Here is a 25,223-nt window from a genome sequence, read left to right on the forward strand (position 1 = left end):
TTCTCTCTTTATCCCCCTATGTATGACATCTCAATTTTCGGGCGGTTATTTGCACTTTCTTCTGTTCGTTCATCAGAATAACGATCACTTCGTTTGTTCCATACATCTTTCACAACAGCAAGCAATTCCTTATCACTTATTCCTTCCCTTAATAAGGTTCGTAAATCCGTCCCTTCCGTTGCAAATAAACATGTAAATAACTTTCCTTCTGCTGAAATACGAGCTCTCGTACATGATGAACAAAATGATTCTGATACAGAAGTAATAAAACCAATCTCTGCCTCACTCCCAATGTATCGGTAACGCTTTGCCACTTCACCAAAATAATGAGGATCAAGTGGTTCAATTGGGTACACCTTATGAATCATCTCAATTAATTGTTCTTTCGTTATCACTTGGTCAAAGTTCCATCCATTCGTACTGCCAACATCCATAAATTCGATAAACCGAAGCGAAATGCCGCGTTCTTTGCAGTAGGATGCCATTTTTAAAACTTGGTCATCGTTCATCCCTTTTTTCACGACCATATTTACTTTCACTTCTAACCCAGCTTCTATCGCTGCTTCAATCCCACGACGAACGGGCTGTGTGCCTACTCTTCGGCCATTAATTTGCTGAAACACATCATCATCGATTGCATCAAGACTAACATTTACTCGCTTTAAACCAGCATTATATAAAGACTTTGCTTGCTTCGTTAAATGAATACCGTTTGTCGTCAAACCAATATCCGTTAGCCCTTCTAAACGTGCAAGACGCTCAATTAATTCAGGCATATTTTTACGAAGCAACGGCTCTCCACCAGTTAAACGAATTTTTCTTACTCCTATGTGAACGAATAGCTTTGCTAACCTTTCAATCTCATCAAACGTTAGTAAAAACTCCTCTTTCAAAAACGCATATTCAGGCCCAAACACTTCTGCTGGCATACAGTACGTACACCGAAAATTACACTGATCAATGACCGAAATACGCAAATCTTGAAGTGGGCGCTTCCATATATCTTTCAACGCCACCCCTCCTTCTCCTACTAGATCCCTACTTTTATTCTATTATAATACATTTTAGAATCGCGATATTTTTGCTCATTTTTTGAAAGGTTTGTAAAAAAAGAGCACCTAACTCTATATATGAGTTGGTACTCTTTCATCTATTCTTTATTATTAAAATTTATATGGAAGTACATATTGACCGCTTGGGATGCCGCGAGTTTCACCATTTTCCACTGAAACATTCACATGAACAGCACCATCTTTTAATTCTATTATTGCTGTTCCATAACCACCCCAGCCATCATTTTCATACTTAATGACCGCTTTATTATTTTGGAATGTTACTGTTTTATGAAATGCTGCTTTTGGCCACCCTGATACCATATTCATCACGCTAACTTGAGCTTCATTTCCATAATAAAAATCAATTCCTACAGCCATACCATCCGGAAAACCTATAGGCTCTTCTGGATTCCCAAATTCTGTTATCGTCCAATATCCTTGATACTCTGAAAGAGCGTTCCACTTTCCATCTTCATCAAAAAGATGAATTTCTCCGTTTATTTCTACCCAATCTGTTTGCATCATTCCATCTTCATCAAAGTAATACCATGAGCCATCCAGTGATTGCCAGCCCGTTTTCATAACACCGTTTCCATCAAAGTAGTACCATGAATAATCAATCAGCTGCCATTTTGTTTGCATTGCTCCGCTCTCATTAAAATAGTACCAGCTGCCTTGGATTGCTTGCCAACCTTTTTGCATTGCACCGTTTCCATTAAAGTAGTACCATGCTCCATTTATTGCTTGCCAGCCTGTTTGCATTGCACCGTTTCCGTTAAAGTAGTACCATGCTCCATTTATTGCTTGCCAACCTTTTTGCATTGCACCGTTTCCGTTAAAATAGTACCATTTCCCATCAATTGCTTGCCAATCTGTTTGCATTGCACCGTTTCCATTAAAGTAGTACCATGCTCCATTTATTGCTTGCCAACCTTTTTGCATTGCACCACTTGTATTAAAGTAATACCATGCTCCATTTATTACTTGCCAATCTTTAGCCTTTGTTCCTTGTTGGTCATAGAAATACCATTTCCCATTTTCTTGTTTCCAATTATTATGGTAATGGTACTCTCCCGTTTCCAATCCATATTTGCCACAGTTCGTCCGGCAATGGTGGCCTCCATTTTTATCTAAGCCACCAGGACTTGCATATGCCGATGTTGTAGACCCCATTACTGTTAACCCTAAAGCTACTGCAAGCACTTTCATTTTCATATTCTTTTTCATATACGCCTTATCCCTTCTATTTATCTATGTATATAACACTCTTATATTATATGTAAATAATATCAATATAAAGGGTTATAATTCAATTTATATATATACATAAAATGTTAATAAATCCAAAAACTACATTCGATTATTATTAATTAGGTTTTCATAGACGGTTATCATTTTAATTCAACAAAGTGAATATAATTCCTCTTACTCTATCGACATGGAAAAAAGACCAACTTTGGTCTTTTTTCATCATATACCAGGATAATCCATGCTGTCTGTATTTGGAGCTGATTGTAGTGTCCCAGTCATGCCATTATTATCACCATTACCGTTAACACTTTGTTCATTACCCCCTCGAGTAATGGTTGTCGTTACAGTATCACCTGGTTTTAAGCACACTTTATTTGTATCACCAATTACAACAACAATATCAATACAAGCCGGTCCCCCTGCACCGCTATACGTTTTAGTTGCTGTAAAGGAAGTATCTCGTAAGTTATCTCCTGTTAATAAATTCCCATAATTATTCACAATGACAAACTCTTTAATACAAGCTCCCATCTTTCTACAACCTTCCTATGCTCCTAATGTTATCGTACTTGAACCAATTGGCGGAATGAAGACGGATGCACGCGGTCTCTCAAACGGTACACGCTCGCCATTTAAAAAAACTGCTGAATTTAGACTACCTGAACCGTTATGCACTTTCGTTGCATAGACGGGATTTAACGTATTATAATCTCCAAAATGAACCGCACCGTTGTTATTCACAATCTTGATTTTTCGAATAAATGAACTCATACATACACCACCCTTCTTCTACACTGTATGCAAAAGAAAAAAACTTGAAACGGACTCCGCTTCAAGTTTTTTCATAACTTATTGAATTTCACCTTCATATTGCAGCATGCCGCCAACCATGTTTACCGTTTTATAGCCTTGCTCATTTAAATAATGGCAAACATTTTCACTACGCATACCAGATCGACAAATGAAAATATATTCATTTTCTTTATCAAAAACATCTAATTTACTCGGGATATCCCCCATTTTAATATGAACCGCTTCCGGGATTTTTCCGTATTCTACTTCCTCATCTTCACGCACATCTACTAAAAATAACGTTTCACCGTTCTCTAAACGTTCTTGTACTTCTTTTGCTGTAATTGTATTTACTTCTGTCATCAAAAATGACCTCCTTCTGTCAATTCATCACCAATTTTAGCATGAGAAGAGGCGGACGGAAAGAAAGAGTCTCCTCATTTTCAAAAGGATAAAATTCAAAAGTCCTACCGTTTCCACCTTTCTCTCATTTACAAACACAATTGTTATATTGTATCCTCTATATACTTGTTTCATATTTAAAGGAGTTATATTTGTATGTTAATTTTACTTTTTTTTATCGGACTCATCTCACTCATCTTTTCGCTGAGTTCTCTTAATATATTTCATAAAGAACCACCACGCCAAGAACGAGCCTTCGTTTTATTATTAATTAGTATAGCATGCTTTGGCGTATGGATTGCGATGTATACATTCCGTTTAAATATCATGTAAGTATCACTTCAATCGACTAGAGTGCTCCGTAGTTAAAAATTCATGCAGCTTTTTTTCAAATAGTTGAACATGTAATACACCTGCCATATGTCCAAGAATACTTTCAATTTCATATACTTCCGCGTTTTTCCCTTGCTGTTTTAATATCGAAACCATTTCATGATTATAGCGAGATGGCTGTAGTACATCTTGTTTACAAGGAATCATAAGAACACGCGCTTCAATTCTTTGGAGCGCTTCTTCTAATGAAGAAAAACCATATGCAATATCATGAAGAATCGTAGCCTTTGCCATATACATCCATGAGTTCGCATCAGCCAATGCAATATTTTGGAGCGCAATCTCATTTATCATATTTTCAAACGATGTTAATGAAGAAAAGTTTTTACGCGGAGCTAACGTATAATCCCTCGGAAAGTTTGTTTCATAATACTGTATATCAAAAGCATTCGCAAACATCATCTTCGCCGCACTATGGAATCCTTTTATCGATCCTTCTTCTCCATAGTTCCCACCGTTCCAAGCTGGGTCTAACATAATTGTATCAATTGCATTTTGCAGTACATTAAAGGTTGTCATAATTGGATTTTGCGGACTTGTAATTACACCAACAACACGCTCCATCATATGTGGATAATGAACAGCCCAGTTCAAAGAAATCATTCCACCGGCTGACGGACCAATGACAGTGTGCAACTTTGTAATCCCCATCATTTCAATTAACTTATGCTGCAAACGTGCAACATCAAGATACGTAAAAACAGGAAACGTCATTCCGTATGAATTACCCGTTCTAGGATTGATACTCGCTGGTCCTGTTGTTACGACATATGGATTTTTCACTTGTACGTTACAAATGTTATCTGTACAAATAACAAAATATTTATTTGTATCAATTGCTTTGCCAGGGCCAATGAGTCCATCCCACCAGCCAGGTTCCTCATCATACTGTGTATACTTCCCAGCGGCATGACTCGTTGCGCTAAAATAATGACAAACTAAAATCGCATTTGACTTTTCCTGATTTAACGTACCGTACGTTTCATACCCCATTTGCACCGGAATCGTTTCTCCACTTTCGAACGTAAAACTCTCTAGCGTAAACTTCTCCTTTTTTACATATAACACGTACGATTTCCTCTCCTTCTTTATAAATTTCTCTACTCTATAACTGTTACGCCACGTTTATGAAATAACCTTTTTACATTCGGCTCATATACACAAGAAATATATGAATAATATAGAAAAATTCCCACAGAATAACATTATGTTATTTCATACGTAAAGAGGGACAACAAATGATGTGGAAATGGTTTCGAAGACGAAAAAAGAAAACTGAACAACAAGATCAATATGCCGAACAAACAAGCATGGCAGAACAAGAAGTGACTGAGCAAGAAGCGACTGAACAAGAAGAATCAAATAGCAATGAAAAACATTTCATGCAATTTGCCCATGCTGACGAGCAACTCGGCTCTACTGAAATCCATACAAATAATGAGGAACCGAAAAAACAAAATGAACAACCAGCGCCAGATAATATAGAACACTTTATGAAATCTGCTCATGCTGATGAACAACTCAATGTACCGCAGTTACTAAAGATGAAAAAACAAACGAAGCAACAAAATAACTCAAATCAACAACAGCAGCAAAGCACACAGCAAATAAATTCTACCAAAGACATCGATATTGCCAATACTCCAAAACAAGAGCAAACAAACGATGACGGACAAGGTTATACGCGGCCGCATACAGAAACGATACATAACTTACAAGAACTTGTTGAAAAGTTAAAGATATCTAGTGATTTCATTCATTACCACACATCAGAAGATCCAAATCAGCCATACTGGATTTCCTATTATCGTCCATCTCTAGATGGTGAGAAGTTACAAAATTATTTAATGCCAACGTTACTTAGGCACACAGCATCGACGTTAGAAGAATTAAAAGAACGAATTCCGATGAGCGGGATTACAATTACGAGTGACGTAAAAAAAATCGAAGAAATGGTGTTAAAGGGACACGCCATCGTTCAACTACATGAAAAGGCATCGGAATGCATATTAGCCAATATTGCAATTGATAATTATCGCGCACCATCCGTTCCATTAAATGAAGCAACGGTTGTTGGTCCACAAGAAGGATTTGTGGAAGATATTGATACAAACTTAAATCTTGTGCGAAAAAGACTGCCCGTACTTGAACTGAAAACGAAAGAAATAACAATTGGAAGCTTTTCGAAAACAAAAGTGGTCATTATGTATTTAGAAAACTTGGTGGACAAGGAAAATGTCGTCTATTTAGAAGAATCCCTTCGAACGATTGAATATGATTTAATTGGTGATAGTTCATTTCTTCCAGAACTTATGGGGGAAAAATCTATCTTCCCAGCTTACATTAATACAGAACGCACTGACCGCGTTAGCAATGCACTTGTCGACGGGAAGGTAGCTATTTTTGTTGATGGCTCACCAAGTGTGTTATTAACACCTGTTTCATTTTTTGATTTTTTCGTTTCACCAGAAGACTACAATGTTTCATGGCTATATGCTACATTCTCACGAATATTGCGCCTCATCGCTGTTCTATTCTCAGTTTGTGCAACGCCACTTTACGTTGCCATTTTAAGTTATCATTACGAACTCATTCCAAGCGACTTATTAGAGACATTAATTTTATCAAGAGCACAAGTTCCATTTCCGCCCGTATTAGAGGCTCTCTTCTTAGAACTAGCAATTGATTTACTAAGGGAAGCTGGTGCTCGCTTACCAATGAAGGTTGGACAAACACTTGGTATTGTAGGTGGTATTGTAATTGGACAAGCTTCTGTAGAAGCTGGGCTGACAAGTAATATTTTATTAATTTTTGTCGCTTTATCGGCACTCGCTTCCTTCATTACACCAATTTATAAAATGGGAAATGCGATTCGATTACTTCGATTTCCGTTTTTGTTATTTGCGGAGTTTGGTGGACTCCTTGGCATTTCTATCGGCTTTATCTTTTTATTTACACACCTTTTTCGACTGTCTTCCTTACGTAAGCCGTATGCATTATTTTATCCGATGCGAAAACCATCGATGAAAGATTCTTGGATTCGTTTCCCATTAGCTCTTATTGATACGAGAGTAGTGCAAGCTCGTCCACAACATGAGCAAAAACATACGGAAGCAATGACCCCAAAACATACATCAGATTTTGATGATTAAGAAATGAGGAGCGCATATGAGTAAAGTTAAAACAAACTATCAAGTATCGCCTATATTTGTTTTCTTCTTAATTCATAGCGCACAATTTGGCGCGGGCGTACTCGGATTCGCCCGCATCATCGCAAAAGTGGCTGGATATGATGCTTGGATGGGTGTACTAATTAACGGCATTCTTATCCACATTTTTGTGTGGATGATCTACTACATACTTAAAGATACAGAAGGTAATATTATTGACCTTCATCAACAGGTATTTGGCAAATGGCTCGGTAATCTAATTAGTATCCTATTGATGATTTATTTTTTCATTATAAGTATATCGGTTATTCGAACATATGTAGAAATTGTTCAAGTGTGGATGTTTCCAACTGCTTCTACATGGTTATTAACGACTTTTTTATGTCTCGTCAGTTATTACATTATTTCATCTGGCTTTCGCGTTATTACAGGAATTTGTGTCGTATCGATTGGAGGTACACTTGGTTACATACTACTTAGTTTTTGGATGATGAAATATGCACATTTTGATAACTTATTACCAGTCTTCTCTCATTCCGCCGGAGATATTTTACAATCAACCAAACTATCTGTATTCAGTATGACCGGATTTGAACTTGTGCTTATGATTTATCCATTTCTGAAGAAAGCTGAAACATCAGCGAAATACGCACAATACGGTGTGTTATTCTCCAATTTTTTATACTTACTTAGCACAATTCTTGCATTTGCTTTCTTTAGCGAAAAACAATTATCGAAAACAATTTGGTCACAACTGTCAATGACACAAGTCATTCAGTTTCCTTTTATTGAGCGGTTAGAATATCTTGCTATTTCTGGCTATGCACTCGTCATCATTACGAGCTTTGTTCTACCAATTTGGGCAGCAACAAGAGGCACACATGAAATTTTCAAAGTAAAACAAAAGTACATTTTAATTGCACTGATGTTCCTTGTTGTCGTTATATCACAACTGTTAACAACACGCCATGAAATTAACGATTATATTAGCAAGACTTCAAATATCAGCTTTTGGATGATTTACATTTACATCCCAATCTTATTTCTTATCGTATGGGGGAAAAGAACATGGAAAAAATCATGAAACGACTCTTTCTCTTTTATTATAGTTGCTTCCTACTAACGGGTTGTATGCCAAAGTCAATTATTGATGACGTCCAATTAATTCAAGGGGCTGTATTTGATGCAGGGAAAGATGGCAAAGTAAAAGTAACGTTCGTTTGTCCTGTTCAGCAAAAAGGAAATAAAGTTCAAATTTTTCAAGGGATGGGCAATGCCGTTAAAGATGTGAAGACAAAGTCTGCACTAGAATCAGCTCAGCCCTTCGTAAGTGGACAAATGCGTGTTGCACTATTTACGAAAGAACTTGCAAAAAAAGGGCTCTCAAGTACATTTGATACAATTCTTCGAGATGTGACAATTGGAAATTCATTATACATTGGAGTATTAGAAGGAGACGGGCTGGAGCTATTATCTGGAAAATATACAACCTCCTATAACGTTGCCATCTACATAAAAAAAATGTTAGAACACAATATGAAGACAGGTCCCCTTCCAAAAGATAACTTACAAATGGGATCATTTCGTTATTACCGCGTCGGTCAAGATTACTACTCACCGATGTTAAAAAAGCAGAAAGATAAAATAAAAATTACAGGAATAGCCCTTTTCAAAGAGGATAAATATGTTGGAAAAATAAAAAGCAACGACATGTTTGTGTTTAAAGGATTGTTAGAAAAACATGAACTCGACTCTCGTGAATTTAAAACAAAATTTGGCTACACAATGATTAATGACATCCGCTCAAAACCGTCTTACGATGTCGATATCAAAGATGGCAAACCATCATTCCTTATTAAAGTAAAGATGGATGCACGCATTTTAGAACTGTCTGAGCAAGTAAATTTAGAAAAAAGTGATAATGTCAAAACAATAAACACAACCGTGAAAAAAACCTTGGAAAAAGATGCGGCAAGGCTCATTAAACAGTTTAAATCCCTTGGCGTAGATCCACTCGGCTTAGGCGCAAAATATCGTCAGCACTACCGTCCATTTAAACTAAAAGAGTGGAAAGAGATGTACAAAGATGTACCGGTAAAAGTTCTATATGAAGTAGATATTACGAATTCTGGAGTGATTGAATAACAAGGAAGCTGATGCGATTTTCTTGCATTAGCTTCTTTTTGTTCGAAGACACCTTTATTGAGCAAAGCTTCATTAATATGCTTCAAGTCGGAACTGCATACGTCATACTTGGACTATTTCAAAAAACAAAAAGTAGAAAATATGCAGTGTGGACTCTTAGCACATATCTTTATGTTCGGTATTTACGGTACTTGCTTGTGGACTATCTTAGGTGATAAGTGACACACCTAAAAAATAACTTCTCACATTCACAATTTTCCTCTATACTAATAGGTAAAAATCATACATGAGGAAGAAACATATGCTGAAAAAATATTTGAAACCGTTTTTGAACTCTTTGTTGTTTGTAGGTGTCTTTTTATTCGCACATATGTATTTAAAAAATGCTTCATTTTCTCGTTACATACTCGTAACAGCACCAATGCTAATTGCTGGTCTTTTTAGCATTGATATTGCATTATCGTTCTTCATGAAAAAAGAATAGTCAGAATAAAAAGAACATCTCACCTTCACAAGAGATGTTCTTTTTGTATGTTACAATTAGGCAAGAGAAAGGATGAGACATAATGAAACATGAAAAAGGCTTAGATAAAGGATACGAACTTGTGGCGAAAATGCATGAAGTATTTGGCCATCCAGTTGCAGATACTCCAACAAAATTAACCGAAGAGCGCGCAAAAATTCGTGCTAGCTTCATGCAAGAAGAACTAGAAGAATTTTTAGAAGCAGAAACAGTAGAAGATCAATACGATGCATTAATTGATTTAATTTACTTTGCATTTGGTACATTTGCTGAAATGGGTGTCCGTCCAGATAAAGGTTTTGAAATTGTAAACAATGCGAATATGGCAAAGCTATTCCCTGATGGTAAGCCTCGCTACCGTGAAGGCGACGGCAAAATTTTAAAACCAGAAGGCTGGGAAGCACCAGAACCTCAATTACGCGCTGAAATTGAAAGACAACGCCAAGCAGCTAAGAAATAATACAAAAAAAGGAGCCATTTACATAAATGGCTCCTTTTTTCTACTTCTTCTTCGAATCTCCCATCTGAGGTTGCTTTCCTTTTGAAGCACCAGCATCGAAGTTAGGTTGTCTTTGACCAGTATTATTGCTTCTACCTTTTCCCATATGTATGCACCCCCTCTCTGTTTTACTATTCCCAAATAACCTTTGTCTATCGGCTATTTTCTGATGGTTTTCGGCTATTTTATTGATTCTTTCAGCGATTTTCCAGTGGTTATCGGCGATTTTATCGGCTCTTTCGGCCATTTTCTAACGATTATCAGCGATTCACTTCTTCCGTATAAAAAAATATAATCCCCATGCACTAAAAAAGCAGCCCCAAAAAGGGCTGCTTTCCACTAACATTAGTTAGCTACGATATTCACAAGTTTTCCAGGAACAACAATCACTTTACGTACTGTTTTTCCTTCGATTTGGTCTTGGATTGCTGCGATTGCAAGCTGCTCCAGTTCTTCTTTCGGTGCGTCTTTTTTCACTGTTAGTTTCGCACGTACTTTACCCATTAATTGAACAACGATTTCTACTTCGTCTTCTACAAGTTTTGAATCATCAAATGTTGGCCAGCTTGCATATGTTACTGTTTCATTATGTCCAAGCTTATTCCAAAGCTCTTCTGCAACGTGTGGTGCAACTGGTGCTAACATTTTCACGAAACCTTCTACATATTCTTTCGGAAGTGTTTCTACTTTGTAAGCATCGTTGATGAACATCATCATTTGCGAAATAGCAGTGTTGAAACGAAGTCCTTCGTAGTCTTCTGTTACTTTCTTCACTGTTTGGTGGTATGCTTTTTCAAGATTTTTGTTTGCATCAGCAGTAATTTTCTCACTTAGCTCACCGTTATCTTGAACGAATAGACGCCATACACGGTCTAAGAAGCGACGAGCTCCGTCAAGACCATTTTCAGACCAAGCAATAGAAGCTTCTAATGGTCCCATGAACATTTCGTATAGACGAAGTGTATCTGCACCATGGCTTGCTACGATATCATCAGGGTTTACAACGTTACCTTTTGATTTACTCATTTTCTCGTTGTTTTCACCTAGAATCATACCTTGGTTGAATAATTGTTGGAATGGTTCTTTCGTCGGAACAACGCCTACATCGTATAATACTTTGTGCCAGAAGCGAGCGTATAGTAAGTGAAGTACCGCATGCTCTGCACCACCGATGTAAATATCAACTGGAAGCCATTGTTTAATCTTTTCTGGATCTGCAAGTGCTTCGCTGTTGTTTGGATCGATATAACGTAAGTAGTACCAGCAGCTACCTGCCCACTGTGGCATTGTGTTTGTTTCGCGGCGACCTTTTTTACCAGTCTCAGGATCAACAACATTTACCCACTCATCGATGTTTGCAAGTGGTGACTCACCTGTACCAGATGGACGGATGTTTTCTGTTTTCGGAAGAACTAATGGTAATTCTTCTTCTTTCACAGCACTCATTGTGCCATCTTCCCAATGGATAATTGGAATCGGCTCGCCCCAGTAACGTTGACGGCTAAATAGCCAGTCACGTAGACGGTACGTTACCTTTTTGTTACCTGCGCTTGATACTTCAAGCCACTCAATCATTTTCGCGATTGCTTCTTCTTTATTTAAACCATCTAGGAATGCAGAATTTACGTGAGCACCATCACCAGTATGTGCTTCTTTCGTAATATCTCCGCCTTCTACTACTTCTTTCATTGGTAATTCAAATGTTTGTGCGAACTCGTAGTCACGCTCATCGTGCGCTGGAACTGCCATTACTGCACCTGTTCCGTAAGTTGCAAGTACGTAGTCAGCAATCCAGATTGGTAATTTCTCACCATTTACTGGGTTCACTGCGTAAGCACCTGTGAATACACCTGTTTTCTCTTTCGCAAGCTCTGTACGCTCAAGATCACTTTTTGCTTTTACAGCATCGATGTATGCTTCTACAGCTTCTTTTTGCTCTGCAGTTGTAATTTCCGCAACAAGCGCATGCTCTGGCGCTAATACGCAGTATGTTGCACCAAATAGTGTATCAGGACGCGTTGTGAATACTGTAAATTTCTCATCTGTACCATCAATTTTGAAGTGTACTTCTGCACCTTCAGAACGACCGATCCAGTTGCGTTGCATGTCTTTTAAGCTTTCTGGCCAATCAAGATCATCAAGGTCTTCTAGTAAACGATCTGCATACGCAGTAATTTTCAGCATCCATTGTCTCATCGGACGACGCTCAACCGGATGACCACCGCGCTCACTTACACCATCAATTACTTCTTCGTTTGCAAGTACTGTACCAAGCGCTGGGCACCAGTTTACAGGTACTTCGTCAACATAAGCTAATCCTTTTTCATATAGCTTTAAGAAAATCCACTGTGTCCATTTATAGTAACCTGGATCTGTCGTATTTACTTCACGATCCCAGTCATAAGAGAATCCTAATGACTTAATTTGGTTACGGAACGTGTTAATGTTTTGTTCAGTAAATTCAGCTGGGCTGTTTCCAGTATCAAGTGCATATTGCTCTGCTGGAAGACCAAACGCATCCCATCCCATTGGATGAAGAACGTTGTACCCTTGCATACGTTTCATACGAGATAAAATATCTGTCGCAGTGTATCCTTCTGGGTGTCCTACGTGCAGACCTGCACCCGATGGATATGGGAACATATCTAGTGCGTAAAATTTCGGTTTGTCTGTTTCATCTGGCGTACGGAATGTTTTATTTCCTTCCCAATACGCTTGCCACTTTTTCTCAATATCTTGATGATTAAAGCTCATTGAAATACCCTCCATTCAAATTCTATATATTCACCGCTAAAAATACAAAAAACCTCTCATCCCAAAGAAGGGACGAGAGGTTATAAATTCCCGCGGTACCACCCTAAATTAATGTCATCAACAATGTTCGAAATAACGATCACTTTTCGAACAAACGATATACATTCGCTTAGATCCGTAACGTGGATAAACGGCAATTGCTACTTCAGTTCACAACTGCAACTCAGAAGGCGAGTTCATAACGAAACGTGGATTGACTTTCACCAACCGTCAACTCTCTAAACCAGCTTCTATTACTACTACTCCTCATCACTGTTATTACGTATGTGGTTAATTTACATATATTCTAAAACATGTTACATGTTCCGTCAAACTAAACTGCAATTTTTTCTTCCTTCGGCTCTTCAACTGTCACGCCTTTATCATACAGGCTTGCTGCAAGAATTGCTACTACAAGCATTACCGTGATGGCAATAAATAATACTTCCATATTATATATATCAACAACCGCTCCCCCGACAACTGGTCCAAACATCTTTCCAACCGTTGCTCCACTGTTCACAACACCTTGATAAAAACCGACTTTTCCATTTGGTGCTAAAATATTTGCAATCGTTGGGACTGCTGGCCATACGAACAATTCACCAATCGTAAGTATAATCATCGCAACAACAAACATTGAAAACTGCTGCGCCTGCGATAAAATAAGGAAGGAAACTGCAAAAATACCAATCCCGATCATAATTTGCTGTTTCAATGAACGTTTTGTCCAGCGAATAACCATACTTACGAGCGGCTGTGCACAAACGATCATTAGGCCGTTAATCGTCCATAATAAACTGTACTGACGAAGGCTAATTCCGATTTCTCCAATATATGTCGCAATTGCTCCTTGCCACTGCACGTAAGCAACCCAGCATAACGCGTAGGCAACACAAACGATAAGAAGAGCACGGAATCCTGGTGTAAGCGACCAACCTTGTTTCGTTTCTTCTTTCGTTTCATTCACCGCTTCTTTCTTATCGTCCATACCACGGAACCCAATAAATGCGATTAAGAAGAAAATGAAGTATAAAATAAAGTTCGCTAAGAAAATATAATCAAAACGATACGAAGCAACTAAACCGCCGCACGCTGTCCCAATCGCAATCCCTACGTTTTGTCCAACGTACATCGCATTAAATGCTCTGCGCCCGCCTTCTGGCCAAACCGTTCCAACCATCGCATACATCGCTGGAAATACCATACCTGAACCAAACCCGATTAAGGCAAGCCACACAACATAAAGCGGCCAACCATGGAAAAATACAAGCCCTAAAATAGATACTAACGTAATAACTATTCCAACTAGCGTTGACTTATATCCGCCCCATTTATCAAATAAAATACCACCAAGCATATTGCCGACAATACCAGTAAGTGAGTTAATCATTAACACAAGTCCCGCCACAGATAAAGACTTTCCTAAATGTTCATGTAAATAAATTGTGTTAAAAGGCCATAAAAAAGAAGCACCTGTGACGTTAATAACCATCCCAGCTACTAATAGCCATACTTTCTTTGGCATGTTGTCCCTCCTATTCTATTATTTTTTCGTTCTACTATATAACAGTAAAATTGTAGACCTTTTTCAATAGGAAGGCAACTGATTAATAGTTGATGAAATTCAGATTACTCCTTCTTTGTCTTTCTCATGCAACCAGTTTACAATTGAAGCTACCTTAAGAAAAATTAAGCACTTCTTTGTTCATTAGTAACCTTGAGGTACTTATTTAAGGAGGAGAACCATTTGACAACAAAAAAATATTTAAATGAATTTGATGCAACCATTCAGCTCATTCAAGGGAAATGGAAAATTATGATTTTATACGAATTATATGAAGATCCAATGAAGCGGTTTGGCGAATTACAAAGATATATTTTAAATATTTCACATAAAACATTAACGAACCAATTACGCGAACTCGAAAGGGATGGATTAATTGAAAGAACAATTTATCCAGAAGTCCCTCCAAGAGTTGAGTACTCTTTAACGAGAAAAGGCCTATCTCTTATTCCTTTACTTAATATGATTTGTGATTGGGGTCTTGCTCATGTAGAGAGAGAACAATTAGAACGTGTATTGTGTGATGAAGGTGGGGAGTAAACCATATAAGAATAAGGGAGATAGAGTGGGAGACATAAAACCAAAAGCATTACATAAAATTCAAAAAGACATTGAAAACAACAATTTAGGGAATTAAAACTTTTAATGGAGGTCTTCCCAAAATGACACACATTCGCTTTCATAAATCAAATTGCCGTCAAGACACAATGATTTTTGATTCGATGCATGAAGCTGAAACTTGGGCTGATTCTATTTGTAATGAAATATATGCAAGTGTATTTGATGGATATATGACGTTTGATTATAAAGTTGCGTATGCATTAGCTTTTTTGTTAGCAGAAGTGAAAGAGTTTCATGTACGTACGGAAAAGATATTCAGTGAGAATAAGTTTGTATATAAAGTGTGGGTAATACGTACAAGTCGATAATGACTATTTTTTAAAAATAGAGCCCTTTTGATGATAAAAAGGGCTCCTCAAATCTCTTATCTTTAGTATTCATTTTTACTCAAACGAATCAAATCAACATAACCTTCGAAAGTATCTACATGCAAAGAGTATGGTCCACGATTATACACGAAAAGACCACCCTCTTCTTCAATTGTATCTGGTTCACCGATCCATACCTTTAATTCTCTTATAGAAATACTAACAGGAAGTTCAATATAACTAACTCTATGATACATCAACAATCTATATTCACCGTATTTTGCAATATCAGGTACATCACATTCTGTACAGCCTCCATCGTACCACTCATAAGATCCACCATACTCCCTCTCAACTTCATAAAACTCTTTCCCAATAACATCATAGCTGAAAGGTCCTAACTTTCCTTCCCATAAAGCAGTTTGTACAATTTGCTTTAAACTCGCCCCTCCATCATATTGCATCGCACCACTTTGATCAAAGTAGTAGTTTATCCAATCAATTGTACGGAAACCAGTAAGCATTTCCCCTTCAATACCAAAGTAGTACCAGTTATTATCCATATACCTCCATTCGTTCATGACAGCACCTTCATTAGTGAAATAATACCAATCGCCATTTATATATTGCCAATCTAATAACATAACACCACTATAATCAAAGTAATATAATGAATCGCCTACATACTCCCAGCCTGTTTTCATTACACCACTTTCATAGAAGTAATACCATGAGCCACCTATACTTTTCCAACCTTTTACCATTGCACCAGTATAATCAAAATAATGCCATGAGCCTTCGATTTTCTGCCAACCTATTTGAACTTCACCATTAACATTAAAATGATACCATGCACCTCTTATTTCGTTCCAACTTGTTGCCATTACACCGTTATCACTGAAGTAGTACCATTTCCCATCTATATACTGCCAATCTTTCAACATGGTACCGGTATAATCAAAGTAGTACCATGAATCCTCGATTTTCTGCCAGTCCGTTTGGATTTCACCATTAGCGTTGAAATAATTCCATTTTCCACCTACTTCTTTCCACCCTGTTGCCATCACACCATTGTTACTGAAGTAGTACCACTTTCCATCTATATACTGCCAACCTTTTACCATGACACCATTATCATCAAAGTAGTACCATGATCCGTCTACTTTCTCCCAGCCTATTTCTTTTTGACCGCTCGTATTATATAAATACCACTTACCACCTTCTTGGTGCCATGACACCCCATTTATGTTAGCAAATACACTATCTACATTTACTAGCATAAATAAGCCTAAAAAGCATGCTATGAATTTCTTTTTCATCAAATCTCTCCCCTTTAATTATTTTAAAATCTAAATTACATTATATTACATTTAATTAATTTTATTAACACAAAAAATCCACCTCTACAGATGTAGAAGTGGACTGTTTATTATTCTTCTTTCGGAAGAACAATCCCTTTATACAATTGAACGGTAATGAAATAGTACACCGCATAAATGACTACGAAAATAACAATTGGTAACCAAATGCGGAAGTATGGATCAATTAGAATAAATCCGAAAATGTTCATACCAATTAATACGTGTACAATACCAACAATCGCCGGGAATAAGAAGACTAAAAATAGCTCCTTATAAATCGATTTTGTTAATAGTTCACGGCGCACACCAATTTTACGAAGCATGCTGTAACGCGCGATATCTTTCGTCGCACCAGAAAGGATTTTAAACATTAAACAGCTCGCCATCATTGCTAAGAAAGCAATTCCAAGGAAGAATCCCATGAAGACTGTTCCGCTTGCAAACGCATGGAACATTGCATATACACTGTATTTCCCTTGTATTTGTTCAGATGGGACATTTGGATACTTTTCGATTTGTAGTTCGTTTAGTTTTTTCCATTTATCTTTATAAGAAACGAAATCTTTTGTTTTTCCAAGAAACGCAATTCCTTCTTGTCCTGCCGTTTTGTTATAAGTTGCTTCATCCACAATTTGAATAGTTTGCTCACTATATAAATAGTACGGCTGGATTGTTCTAAGTGCATCTTCCCACGCTTCTGGTATAACTGGTGCATTCTCATCTCTTTCTTCTGCAAAGCTAGAGATAGCACCAGCTGGAAGTTCTCCTGAAACAGGTTTAAAATTGCCAAGGTTCTCTTTTCCAACTCCAGCTTGTACAAGTGGGCGATGTTTTTCTAAATCTTCTTTTACGTAATACACAAACTTATCGTCTACTTTATAACGATATTCGTTTTTCTCTGTAAACTGAATGTTATCTAAAATCTCTTTCTCTTCTTTTGTTGGATTATGAGTCACAATATCATATGCTTCAAATTTATCAGCTGTAAGAGCAGTGTTATTTTTAAACGCCATACCACCTGAAATCGCACCAGCGCCAAGCGCTACTAACATCGCTACCGTTGCTAACACTTTCGTTAAGCTATTAATACGGAAGTTCAGCTGTGCGAACGTAAATGCATTTAATCCTTTTTCATTACGCTTTTTATTTCCTTTTAACTTTTTCATAAACAATGGTAATAACGAGCCAAATACCATGTAAGTTCCTGATGTTGTTGTAATAAGGGCGATAATAATGCCAAATTCTCTTAATCTCTCCATATTAATCATAGAGAAGTAACCCATTGCAAGTAAAGCTGCACCGCAAACCGCAACAAATGCTGTTTTCTTTCCTGTTGCTACAATTTTCTCTGCCTTCGCATCTCCGTGTACAAGTTCTAATACGGAAATACGTGATAGCTTCATACTATTCATAATTGCTGATAATATAAATAAAGCAGCGAAGAATAAACAAGTAACAATCATAGATGGTACGTAAAATGCTTGATAACCTTCTCCAGCAAACTCAAGTTGCTTCATTAACATTTGACCGATTCCTTGCGCTAAACCAGTACCAACTATGATACCAATCAGAAGTGATGCAGCGCCTAATGTAATCGTCTCGATAAACATCATCATCGTTACTTTATGCTTTTTTGCACCTAACATCATATACATACCGAACTCTTTTTGACGAAGTGATAACAAGAAAGAGTTCGCATATAAAATGTAGAAGAACGTAATAATTGCAAGTAAGAATGAACCTGCGTGGAACACAAATCCAATCGATTGAATCACAGAATTTGATTCTAAAAACGTTTTATTTAACGCTAACGTTTGGAACATATAAAAAATTGAAATCGACATAACAAGACCAACAAGTAAGACGATATAATCTTTCAGCTTGCTTTTTAGCCCTGACATAGATAGCTTAAATAACATGATGAACCTCCTTTCTTATGCCTTTTGTGTGCCTAGATCTGCTAGTACATTTAAGATTTCTTTATAAAACTCTTCACGTGTACCACCGCGGTGAATTTCTTTATATAACTCTCCGTCTTGAATGAATAAAATGCGCTCACAGTAACTTGCGCTATATGGATCGTGCGTTACCATCATAATCGAAACGCCTTGCTCTTCATTTAAGTTTTTCATCGCTTCAAGTAAGCTTGTTGCGTTCTTTGAATCAAGCGCTCCTGTTGGCTCATCCCCTAAAATAATTGCCGGTTCATGGACAAGTGCACGTGCAGCTGCGGAACGTTGCTTCTGTCCACCAGACACTTCAGATGGGTACTTTTGAAGTATCGCTGAAATACCAAGCATCTCTGCTACCTTCTCTACTTTTGGCCCAATTTGTTTAGAAGAAACACCTTGCAGTGATAATGGAAGGGCGATGTTTTCATAAATCGATAAGTTTTCAAGTAAGTTAAAGTCTTGGAAAATGAAACCTAATTTTTGCGAACGGAAATCAGACAGCTCACCTTGCTTCATTTTCGTAATGTCCGTTCCAGCAATTTCAATCACGCCGCCTGTTGCTTTATCTAACGTAGAAATTACATTTAGTAACGTCGTTTTCCCCGAACCAGACGGTCCCATAATCCCTACGAATTCTCCTTCTTGCACAGAGAATGACACGCCTTTTAATGCGTGTGACTGATTTTCTCCTTTTTTTCCGTACACTTTTTGAACATCTTTTACATCTACAACTGGTTGATTCATCGTAACTCCTCCTAAGCTTTGTTTTCCTGTTCTCATTGTGCCGTTTTTCGCCATTATCTACTATCGATTCACATTACATATACCTTACAGTTTTGTAATATAAAAAACCGGATTCATATGCTTGTACATACAAATCCGATCTCTTTTTACTATTATCCTTTTAACACAAACTCATTTCCTTCATTATCCGCAAAAATCGCGAAAGTACCCCATGGCATTTCATTGGGTTCTTGCTTAAATGTTACACCATTACTATTCATCATTTCATATGTCTCCACCATATTTTCTGTCACAAAAACAATCGATGCTTTTAACTCATTCGCATTTGGCATCATCGTTTTTGGATAAATCACTAAATGGGAACGTGTCCCTTTTGGACCTACTTCAATCCAGCTTGCGTCTGGTCCCATCGGATCATTACGGTATACTTCAAAACCAGCTTTCTCTGTCCAAAATTGAAGTGCTTTCTGTTGGTCATCTACGTAAATAGCTACTGTACCGATATGTGCAATCATGTTGAATTCCTCCGTTTATGTGGTTGAAGTTTTAGTATACTGAATTTCAATTTTTAATACGAATTTTAAGTTTTACATCTAAAGTTTAACCAAAAAATAAAAGGAAATAATGGTACAAAACAGGAAAATGGAGGGTCTCTATTGTCTTATAACAATTCGAATGATCAACAACTGCCACAAGATAGCCAATCATATTGGACAGAAGCTATTCAATTACCGGATTATCCTCGTTTAGCTGAGGACATAAAAGTTGATGTTGTTATTGTAGGAGGCGGAATTACCGGAATTACTACGGCTTATTTACTCGTAAATGAAGGCTTCAAGGTTGCCATTTTAGAAGCAAATAAACTACTAAACGGTACAACTGGGCATACGTCAGCAAAAGTTACCGCTCAACATGACCTTATATATGATGAACTCATTCAATATGCAGGAATATCCTCGGCACGATTATATTATGAAGTAAATATAGACGCTCTAAAATGGATGCAAGAAACGATTACAAAGCAGCACATTGATTGTGAGTTTATAACACAAGATGCTTACATATATGCAACAACAGAAGAATCCGCACGTAAATTAGAGAAAGAAGCAAAGGCATACGAGGAGCTCTGTATAGATGGGAAACTCGTGAATACTATTCCCTTTCCTATTGAAATAAAAAATGCACTTGTTATGAAAAATCAAGCACAGTTTCACCCAACAAAGTATTTGTCTCACCTTATACAAGTCATAACTGAAAAAGGTGGTCGCATCTTCGAGAATACTACAGCGGTAAATATCGAGACTGGTGAACAACCTATCGTTTTGACTCGCGAAGGATCGCGAGTTACAGGAAATTATGTGCTGTCTTGTTCCCACTTTCCGTTCTATGAAGGCGCAGGTCTTTATTCTACAAGAATGCACGCTGAACGCTCATATGTGATTGCGGCTAAAACAAAAGAGAACTATCCAGGTGGTATGTATATTAGCGCAGATGAACCAAAACGCTCTCTCCGCTCTGCAACCATTAATGGTGAAGAAATGGTTCTTATTACTGGAGAAAGTCATAAAACGGGGCAAGGCGAAGATACGACAAAGCATTATGAAGCTTTGAAAATGTTTGGTAGGCAATTGCTTGAAATTGAACATATTTCATATCGCTGGTCAGCTCAAGACTTAATTACACTAGACAAAATCCCCTACATTGGAGAAATTACCTCTAATCAAAACAATGTGTTAATAGCTACTGGCTATAGAAAATGGGGAATGACAAATGGTACAGCTGCCGCCTTACTATTTCGAGATATTATAACAGGAAAGCAAAATAAATATCGTAATTTATATAAACCTTCACGTTTTCATATGAATCCAAGCTTAAAAAATTTCTTAGTAGAAAATGCTAACGTTGTCAATCATTTAATAAAAGGAAAACTAGGAACTGCTCACCAAGGCATTAGTGACCTATCCAACGACGAAGGTGCTGTTGTAATCATTGATGGACATAAAAAAGGAGCTTATAAAGACACTCAAGGAAAGCTTCATATCGTAGATACAACTTGCACGCATATCGGATGTGAAGTTGCTTGGAATAGTGGCGATCGCTCTTGGGATTGCCCATGCCACGGCTCTAGGTTTTCATATACAGGTGAAGTAATTGAAGGCCCTGCCGAAAAACCTTTACAAAAGTACGATTATACAATGCTTGATAATCTTACCTCGGAAGATTCAGGATACTAAATAAAAGAACAGCCAAATTAAATTGGCTGTTTTTTTATTCTAAAAATAGATACTTAAAATTTTTGTGGAAATTATTTTATAATTCCTTCAGTTAGTGCACCAGCTAATTCACTGATATGCTCTTCACCTACATATGCATTACAGTTGTTCATAATCCCTTTATTTCTATTGATATACATGGGATTGTACAACTTTTCACTTCACTATTTTTTCTCAACATTTGAGGAATTGACGCTTCTATTTTCTCGGTGCTAACATGAGACTACGATTTCAAAAAAGACTTTACTTTCAAAATTCAATTATGGCGGTGTAGCCAAATGGTAAGGCAAAGGTTTGCAACACCTTCACTCTTGGTTCAAATCCAAGCACCGTCTTTATCACTCTTTAAGGAGGGCTATTATGCCTAATAAAGCGCTAGACCCAAATAAAAAGAATCATCAGTTAGTATGTTCTGAAAATGAATTAGTAACACTGATTAGTAATGAACTGAAGAACACAGAGCAAGATGAGTTAGTAATTATGTCTGGACATTTTATGCTATTTTACGATGAAGAGAGAGATATGCTCACGCCTGGTATTACAGAAGAACAAACGACAGAACTGATGCAAAATCGTATCTCGCGCCGAGTTGGCATTTTTCCAGGATATACGTGGAATTTAGGAATTGAACTTGGAAAAACATTTCACGATCAGTTTAAAGCAATTAAATTTCTCCTCCTTATTAACGACTGGCAGTACGTTCCTACAAAAGAGAAGAACGCTAGCGAACTTCGCCAATCATTTTATGAATCATATGATCATATACCAACTTCCTATTTACAAATCCTTAATGAAAGCAATTACTTCACAAGTGACAACATTTTATCAAGCAGAAAGAACCCATTCTTCTTCCCTGAAACATGGTTAAAATACCGATTCCAAAAAAGCGCTAGCAAACTTGTAAAAGAAGGTAAGTTAGAAAAAAGAATGCTCGACAATCGTGAAGATCAAACTGAAATTTCGTTTGTTGACGAAGATGGCAATTATAAAACATTGATTAGCTGTGGGGTAACTGGCTGCGCTGGTGAGATTACAGAAATGATTGCTGAAGTACATAAAGCGGGTTATCGTCTCCTTCTGTTATTTGCCCCTGGTGAATGTTATAGTCCGGTTCGTACTGGTGTAGAAATCGCCTTAAATCTATATAAGTTATCAGACATGAAAATTATCGTCGCTGACCCAGGCGGTAGTGGAGAACTTTCAACTGAAGAAATTTATGAGAAGATGGTTAACTTCTCTGTATTTACTTCCTAATATGCGGAGGACAAATTGATGCATAAAGTGTACTTAGATTATTGTGCGACAACTCCATGTCATGATGAAGTAATTCACATTATGATGCACCATATGAAAGAAGAATTCGGAAATCCATCTTCTCAGCACATGATGGGAAAACGAGCAAAGCGAACTGTATATGAGGCAACTCGAAAAATTGCAACTTGTATTGGCGCTGATGAACAAGAGATTATTTTCACTTCAGGAGCAACGGAAAGTAACAATATTGCATTACTCGGTTGTTTTGCACATAACGAACAAACACCTGTGAATGCAATTGTATCTCCCATCGATCATAAATCTACACTTGATGTAGGTGAAGAATTGCAAAGAAGAGGAATTCACGTACAATACGTTGATGTAAAAAGCGATGGGACAATTTGCTTAACATCACTACAGTCTCTATTAAATACAAATACACGCATCGTTAGTATCGCTTATGTGAACTCTGAAATTGGAACGATTCAACCTATAAAAGAGATTGCTTCCTTATGTAAACAATTCGGAGCTCTTCTTCATGTGGATGCTGTACAAGCTTTTGGAAAAATTCCGATTGACGTGAAAGATTTAGGAATCGATATCATGTCGATTTCTGGACATAAAATTTACGGTCCTAAAGGGATTGGCGTATTATATGTAGATGCTGCTCAGCTTCATCGCTTTCAGCCATTAACATTTGGCGGTGGTCAAGGGCGTTTAAGAAGCGGCACATTACCAACTGCACTTATTGCAGGCATGGGGGTCGCAAGCGAAATAGGTCTTCAAAACATGCGCGAAAATCATGTAAAAACAATGCAGCTACGCGACTTGTTTTTACAACATATTCAGCAAATACGTCCCGGCACAAAAATTAACAACTGCCTAACGGTAAGTGTACCGCACATTTTAAACTTACAATTTCCTAATGTTAGCTCTGAAGCACTTATTACTGGATTACGAAACGTTGCTATTTCTTCTGGCTCTGCTTGTAATTCCAATACGCTAGAACCATCATACGTATTACAAAAAATTGGGTTAAGTAAAGAGGCAGCCAACAGCTCGATTCGCATATCATTTAGCCCATACTTAACAGAAGAAGATGTTATCTATGCTGCTGGGGAGCTTGCTGCGAAAATCGAGGACATTACTTGTGTACAAGGAGGACTACTATAGTGGAACATGAACACATATTAATCCTTTCTGGTGGAAACTCTTCTGAACGTGAAATTTCTTTAAAGACAGGTCAATGTGTATACAATGCAGCAAAATCGTTAGGCATGAATGCTGACTTAAAAGTTGTTCATCACTTTTCTGATATTATCAATATCAACTTTTCTCCTTACAGTTACATATTTATCGCCCTGCACGGCGGGTATGGAGAAGATGGACGCTTGCAAGCCTTTTTATCCGCTATGAATATGCGTCATAACGGCGCTGATTATATCGCCAGCGGTATTGGTATGAACAAAATGCTAACAAAAGATATCGCTTATTCATTAAATTTAAATACACCTAGCTCCTTGCATTATCATACTTCAGCTCATCCTTATCGATATGACGATGTTGTAAAAAAAGTTGGTACACCGTTTATCGTGAAACCTGTTTCCCAGGGCTGTAGTAAAGGTGTGTTTGTCGTAACAAATGAACAAGAATATTTACAATCAGTAAAAGAAGCATCTTTATATGAAGATAACCTTTTAATTGAACAATTTATCACAGGAAAAGAAATAACAGTTGGTATACTAGCTGGTGAAATATTGCCAATCGTTGATATTATATATGAAAATCCAATTTTTGATTATGATACAAAATTCACTCCTGGGCGCACATCTTATGAACCATCTTCACTTAATCATGATATCCAAAAAGTGATACAAAAAGATTCCTTAAAATTGTTTACCCATTTAAATATACATGACTACGGAAGGTTAGATTTCATTATCGATTCATCGAACAAACCATATTTACTTGAAATTAATACCCTTCCTGGTCTAAATGAAAAAAGTGTCTATCCACAAGCATGTTATTTTAAAGAGCTAACATACGATGAGATGATTCGAATTATTCAATTTCAGTCTCTTGCGCTGCAAAATGTACGATAATATAAAAAAACTGTTCCC

At 37.3% G+C, this 25,223-nt stretch carries 24 protein-coding genes, 1 tRNA gene and 1 other annotated feature; of the genes, 13 read left to right on the plus strand and 12 right to left on the minus strand.

Features of this window, described 5'->3' with window-relative positions:
* Window positions 1-8 precede the first annotated feature (8 nt).
* From moaA to BAMA_RS15895, 5 genes are all read right to left on the minus strand, one after another.
* Complete coding sequence (gene moaA, locus BAMA_RS15875; RefSeq protein WP_235184465.1) at window positions 9-1,010, minus strand: GTP 3',8-cyclase MoaA; 1,002 nt, start codon at window positions 1,008-1,010, stop codon at window positions 9-11.
* A gap of 153 nt (window positions 1,011-1,163) precedes the next feature.
* Window positions 1,164-2,282 (minus strand): YHYH domain-containing protein, encoded by a 1,119-nt coding sequence (locus BAMA_RS24100; RefSeq protein WP_084158025.1) that lies wholly within the window; start codon window positions 2,280-2,282, stop codon window positions 1,164-1,166.
* A gap of 243 nt (window positions 2,283-2,525) precedes the next feature.
* Window positions 2,526-2,837, minus strand: a complete 312-nt coding sequence (locus BAMA_RS15885) for a hypothetical protein (protein ID WP_034640974.1) — start codon at window positions 2,835-2,837, stop codon at window positions 2,526-2,528.
* Between the two features lie 15 nt (window positions 2,838-2,852).
* A complete protein-coding gene (locus BAMA_RS15890; protein ID WP_034640977.1) occupies window positions 2,853-3,077 on the minus strand; it encodes a spore germination protein in 225 nt (74 codons plus the stop codon).
* A gap of 78 nt (window positions 3,078-3,155) precedes the next feature.
* Window positions 3,156-3,461, minus strand: a complete 306-nt coding sequence (locus tag BAMA_RS15895; protein ID WP_034640979.1) for a rhodanese-like domain-containing protein — start codon at window positions 3,459-3,461, stop codon at window positions 3,156-3,158.
* Window positions 3,462-3,656: 195 nt separating this feature from the next.
* Here BAMA_RS15895 and BAMA_RS24580 point away from each other — a divergent pair, with 195 nt between their 5' ends.
* A complete protein-coding gene (locus tag BAMA_RS24580; protein WP_157406024.1) occupies window positions 3,657-3,833 on the plus strand; it encodes a hypothetical protein in 177 nt (58 codons plus the stop codon).
* Between the two features lie 3 nt (window positions 3,834-3,836).
* Here BAMA_RS24580 and BAMA_RS15900 read toward each other — a convergent pair whose 3' ends face one another.
* Complete coding sequence (locus BAMA_RS15900) at window positions 3,837-4,961, minus strand: alpha/beta fold hydrolase (RefSeq protein ID WP_034640982.1); 1,125 nt, start codon at window positions 4,959-4,961, stop codon at window positions 3,837-3,839.
* A gap of 170 nt (window positions 4,962-5,131) precedes the next feature.
* Between BAMA_RS15900 and BAMA_RS15905 the strand changes: the two genes are divergently transcribed.
* The 5 genes from BAMA_RS15905 to BAMA_RS15925 all read left to right on the plus strand — a co-directional run bounded on the left by BAMA_RS15905 (window position 5,132) and on the right by BAMA_RS15925 (window position 10,191).
* Window positions 5,132-7,045, plus strand: a complete 1,914-nt coding sequence (locus BAMA_RS15905) for a spore germination protein (protein ID WP_084158027.1) — start codon at window positions 5,132-5,134, stop codon at window positions 7,043-7,045.
* 16 nt (window positions 7,046-7,061) lie between these two features.
* Window positions 7,062-8,147, plus strand: a complete 1,086-nt coding sequence (locus tag BAMA_RS15910) for a spore germination protein (protein ID WP_034640984.1) — start codon at window positions 7,062-7,064, stop codon at window positions 8,145-8,147.
* Window positions 8,132-9,208, plus strand: a complete 1,077-nt coding sequence (locus tag BAMA_RS15915; RefSeq protein ID WP_034640986.1) for a Ger(x)C family spore germination protein — start codon at window positions 8,132-8,134, stop codon at window positions 9,206-9,208. Before BAMA_RS15910 ends, BAMA_RS15915 begins: the two co-directional genes overlap by 16 nt.
* 301 nt (window positions 9,209-9,509) lie before the next feature.
* The gene (locus BAMA_RS15920; RefSeq protein ID WP_034640989.1) at window positions 9,510-9,692 is read left to right on the plus strand and encodes a hypothetical protein; all 183 of its coding nucleotides are present in this window, start codon (window positions 9,510-9,512) and stop codon (window positions 9,690-9,692) included.
* 82 nt (window positions 9,693-9,774) lie between these two features.
* Entirely contained in the window at window positions 9,775-10,191 is a 417-nt protein-coding gene (locus tag BAMA_RS15925) for a pyrophosphohydrolase domain-containing protein (RefSeq protein ID WP_034640991.1), read from the plus strand.
* Window positions 10,192-10,575: 384 nt separating this feature from the next.
* Here BAMA_RS15925 and leuS read toward each other — a convergent pair whose 3' ends face one another.
* Complete coding sequence (gene leuS / locus BAMA_RS15935; RefSeq protein WP_034640994.1) at window positions 10,576-12,984, minus strand: leucine--tRNA ligase; 2,409 nt, start codon at window positions 12,982-12,984, stop codon at window positions 10,576-10,578.
* 65 nt (window positions 12,985-13,049) lie between these two features.
* Window positions 13,050-13,306: a binding site (T-box leader), on the minus strand.
* 51 nt (window positions 13,307-13,357) lie between these two features.
* Window positions 13,358-14,551 (minus strand): MDR family MFS transporter, encoded by a 1,194-nt coding sequence (locus BAMA_RS15940; protein ID WP_034640996.1) that lies wholly within the window; start codon window positions 14,549-14,551, stop codon window positions 13,358-13,360.
* A 222-nt stretch (window positions 14,552-14,773) separates the two neighbouring features.
* On the opposite strand from BAMA_RS15940, the gene BAMA_RS15945 reads away from it, so the two are divergent.
* Window positions 14,774-15,130, plus strand: coding sequence for a winged helix-turn-helix transcriptional regulator (locus tag BAMA_RS15945; protein WP_034640999.1), 357 nt, complete (start codon window positions 14,774-14,776; stop codon window positions 15,128-15,130).
* A 122-nt stretch (window positions 15,131-15,252) separates the two neighbouring features.
* Window positions 15,253-15,519, plus strand: coding sequence for a hypothetical protein (locus BAMA_RS15950; RefSeq protein WP_051758995.1), 267 nt, complete (start codon window positions 15,253-15,255; stop codon window positions 15,517-15,519).
* Window positions 15,520-15,581: 62 nt separating this feature from the next.
* On the opposite strand, the gene BAMA_RS23570 is transcribed toward BAMA_RS15950, so the two are convergent.
* The 4 genes from BAMA_RS23570 to BAMA_RS15970 form a co-directional block, all read right to left on the minus strand.
* Complete coding sequence (locus BAMA_RS23570) at window positions 15,582-16,838, minus strand: N-acetylmuramoyl-L-alanine amidase family protein (protein WP_051758996.1); 1,257 nt, start codon at window positions 16,836-16,838, stop codon at window positions 15,582-15,584.
* Between the two features lie 110 nt (window positions 16,839-16,948).
* Window positions 16,949-18,799, minus strand: a complete 1,851-nt coding sequence (locus BAMA_RS15960; protein WP_034641002.1) for an FtsX-like permease family protein — start codon at window positions 18,797-18,799, stop codon at window positions 16,949-16,951.
* A gap of 15 nt (window positions 18,800-18,814) precedes the next feature.
* Window positions 18,815-19,576, minus strand: coding sequence for an ABC transporter ATP-binding protein (locus BAMA_RS15965; RefSeq protein ID WP_034641005.1), 762 nt, complete (start codon window positions 19,574-19,576; stop codon window positions 18,815-18,817).
* A gap of 152 nt (window positions 19,577-19,728) precedes the next feature.
* Complete coding sequence (locus BAMA_RS15970) at window positions 19,729-20,091, minus strand: VOC family protein (protein ID WP_034641009.1); 363 nt, start codon at window positions 20,089-20,091, stop codon at window positions 19,729-19,731.
* Between the two features lie 141 nt (window positions 20,092-20,232).
* Between BAMA_RS15970 and BAMA_RS15975 the strand changes: the two genes are divergently transcribed.
* The 5 genes from BAMA_RS15975 to BAMA_RS15995 all read left to right on the plus strand — a co-directional run bounded on the left by BAMA_RS15975 (window position 20,233) and on the right by BAMA_RS15995 (window position 25,205).
* Window positions 20,233-21,810 carry an FAD-dependent oxidoreductase gene (locus tag BAMA_RS15975; protein ID WP_034641012.1) on the plus strand — a complete coding sequence of 526 codons (1,578 nt, stop codon included), beginning with the start codon at window positions 20,233-20,235 and terminating at the stop codon, window positions 21,808-21,810.
* Window positions 21,811-22,113: 303 nt separating this feature from the next.
* Window positions 22,114-22,184, plus strand: a tRNA-Cys gene (locus BAMA_RS15980).
* Window positions 22,185-22,209: 25 nt separating this feature from the next.
* Complete coding sequence (locus BAMA_RS15985) at window positions 22,210-23,103, plus strand: LPD16 domain-containing protein (protein WP_034641015.1); 894 nt, start codon at window positions 22,210-22,212, stop codon at window positions 23,101-23,103.
* 18 nt (window positions 23,104-23,121) lie between these two features.
* The gene (locus BAMA_RS15990; protein ID WP_034641018.1) at window positions 23,122-24,276 is read left to right on the plus strand and encodes a cysteine desulfurase family protein; all 1,155 of its coding nucleotides are present in this window, start codon (window positions 23,122-23,124) and stop codon (window positions 24,274-24,276) included.
* Window positions 24,276-25,205 carry a D-alanine--D-alanine ligase family protein gene (locus tag BAMA_RS15995; RefSeq protein ID WP_034641021.1) on the plus strand — a complete coding sequence of 310 codons (930 nt, stop codon included), beginning with the start codon at window positions 24,276-24,278 and terminating at the stop codon, window positions 25,203-25,205. The genes BAMA_RS15990 and BAMA_RS15995 overlap by 1 nt, the downstream gene beginning before the upstream one ends.
* Window positions 25,206-25,223 lie beyond the last annotated feature (18 nt).

This window comes from Bacillus manliponensis, assembly GCF_000712595.1.
Lineage (GTDB): Bacteria > Bacillota > Bacilli > Bacillales > Bacillaceae_G > Bacillus_A > Bacillus_A manliponensis.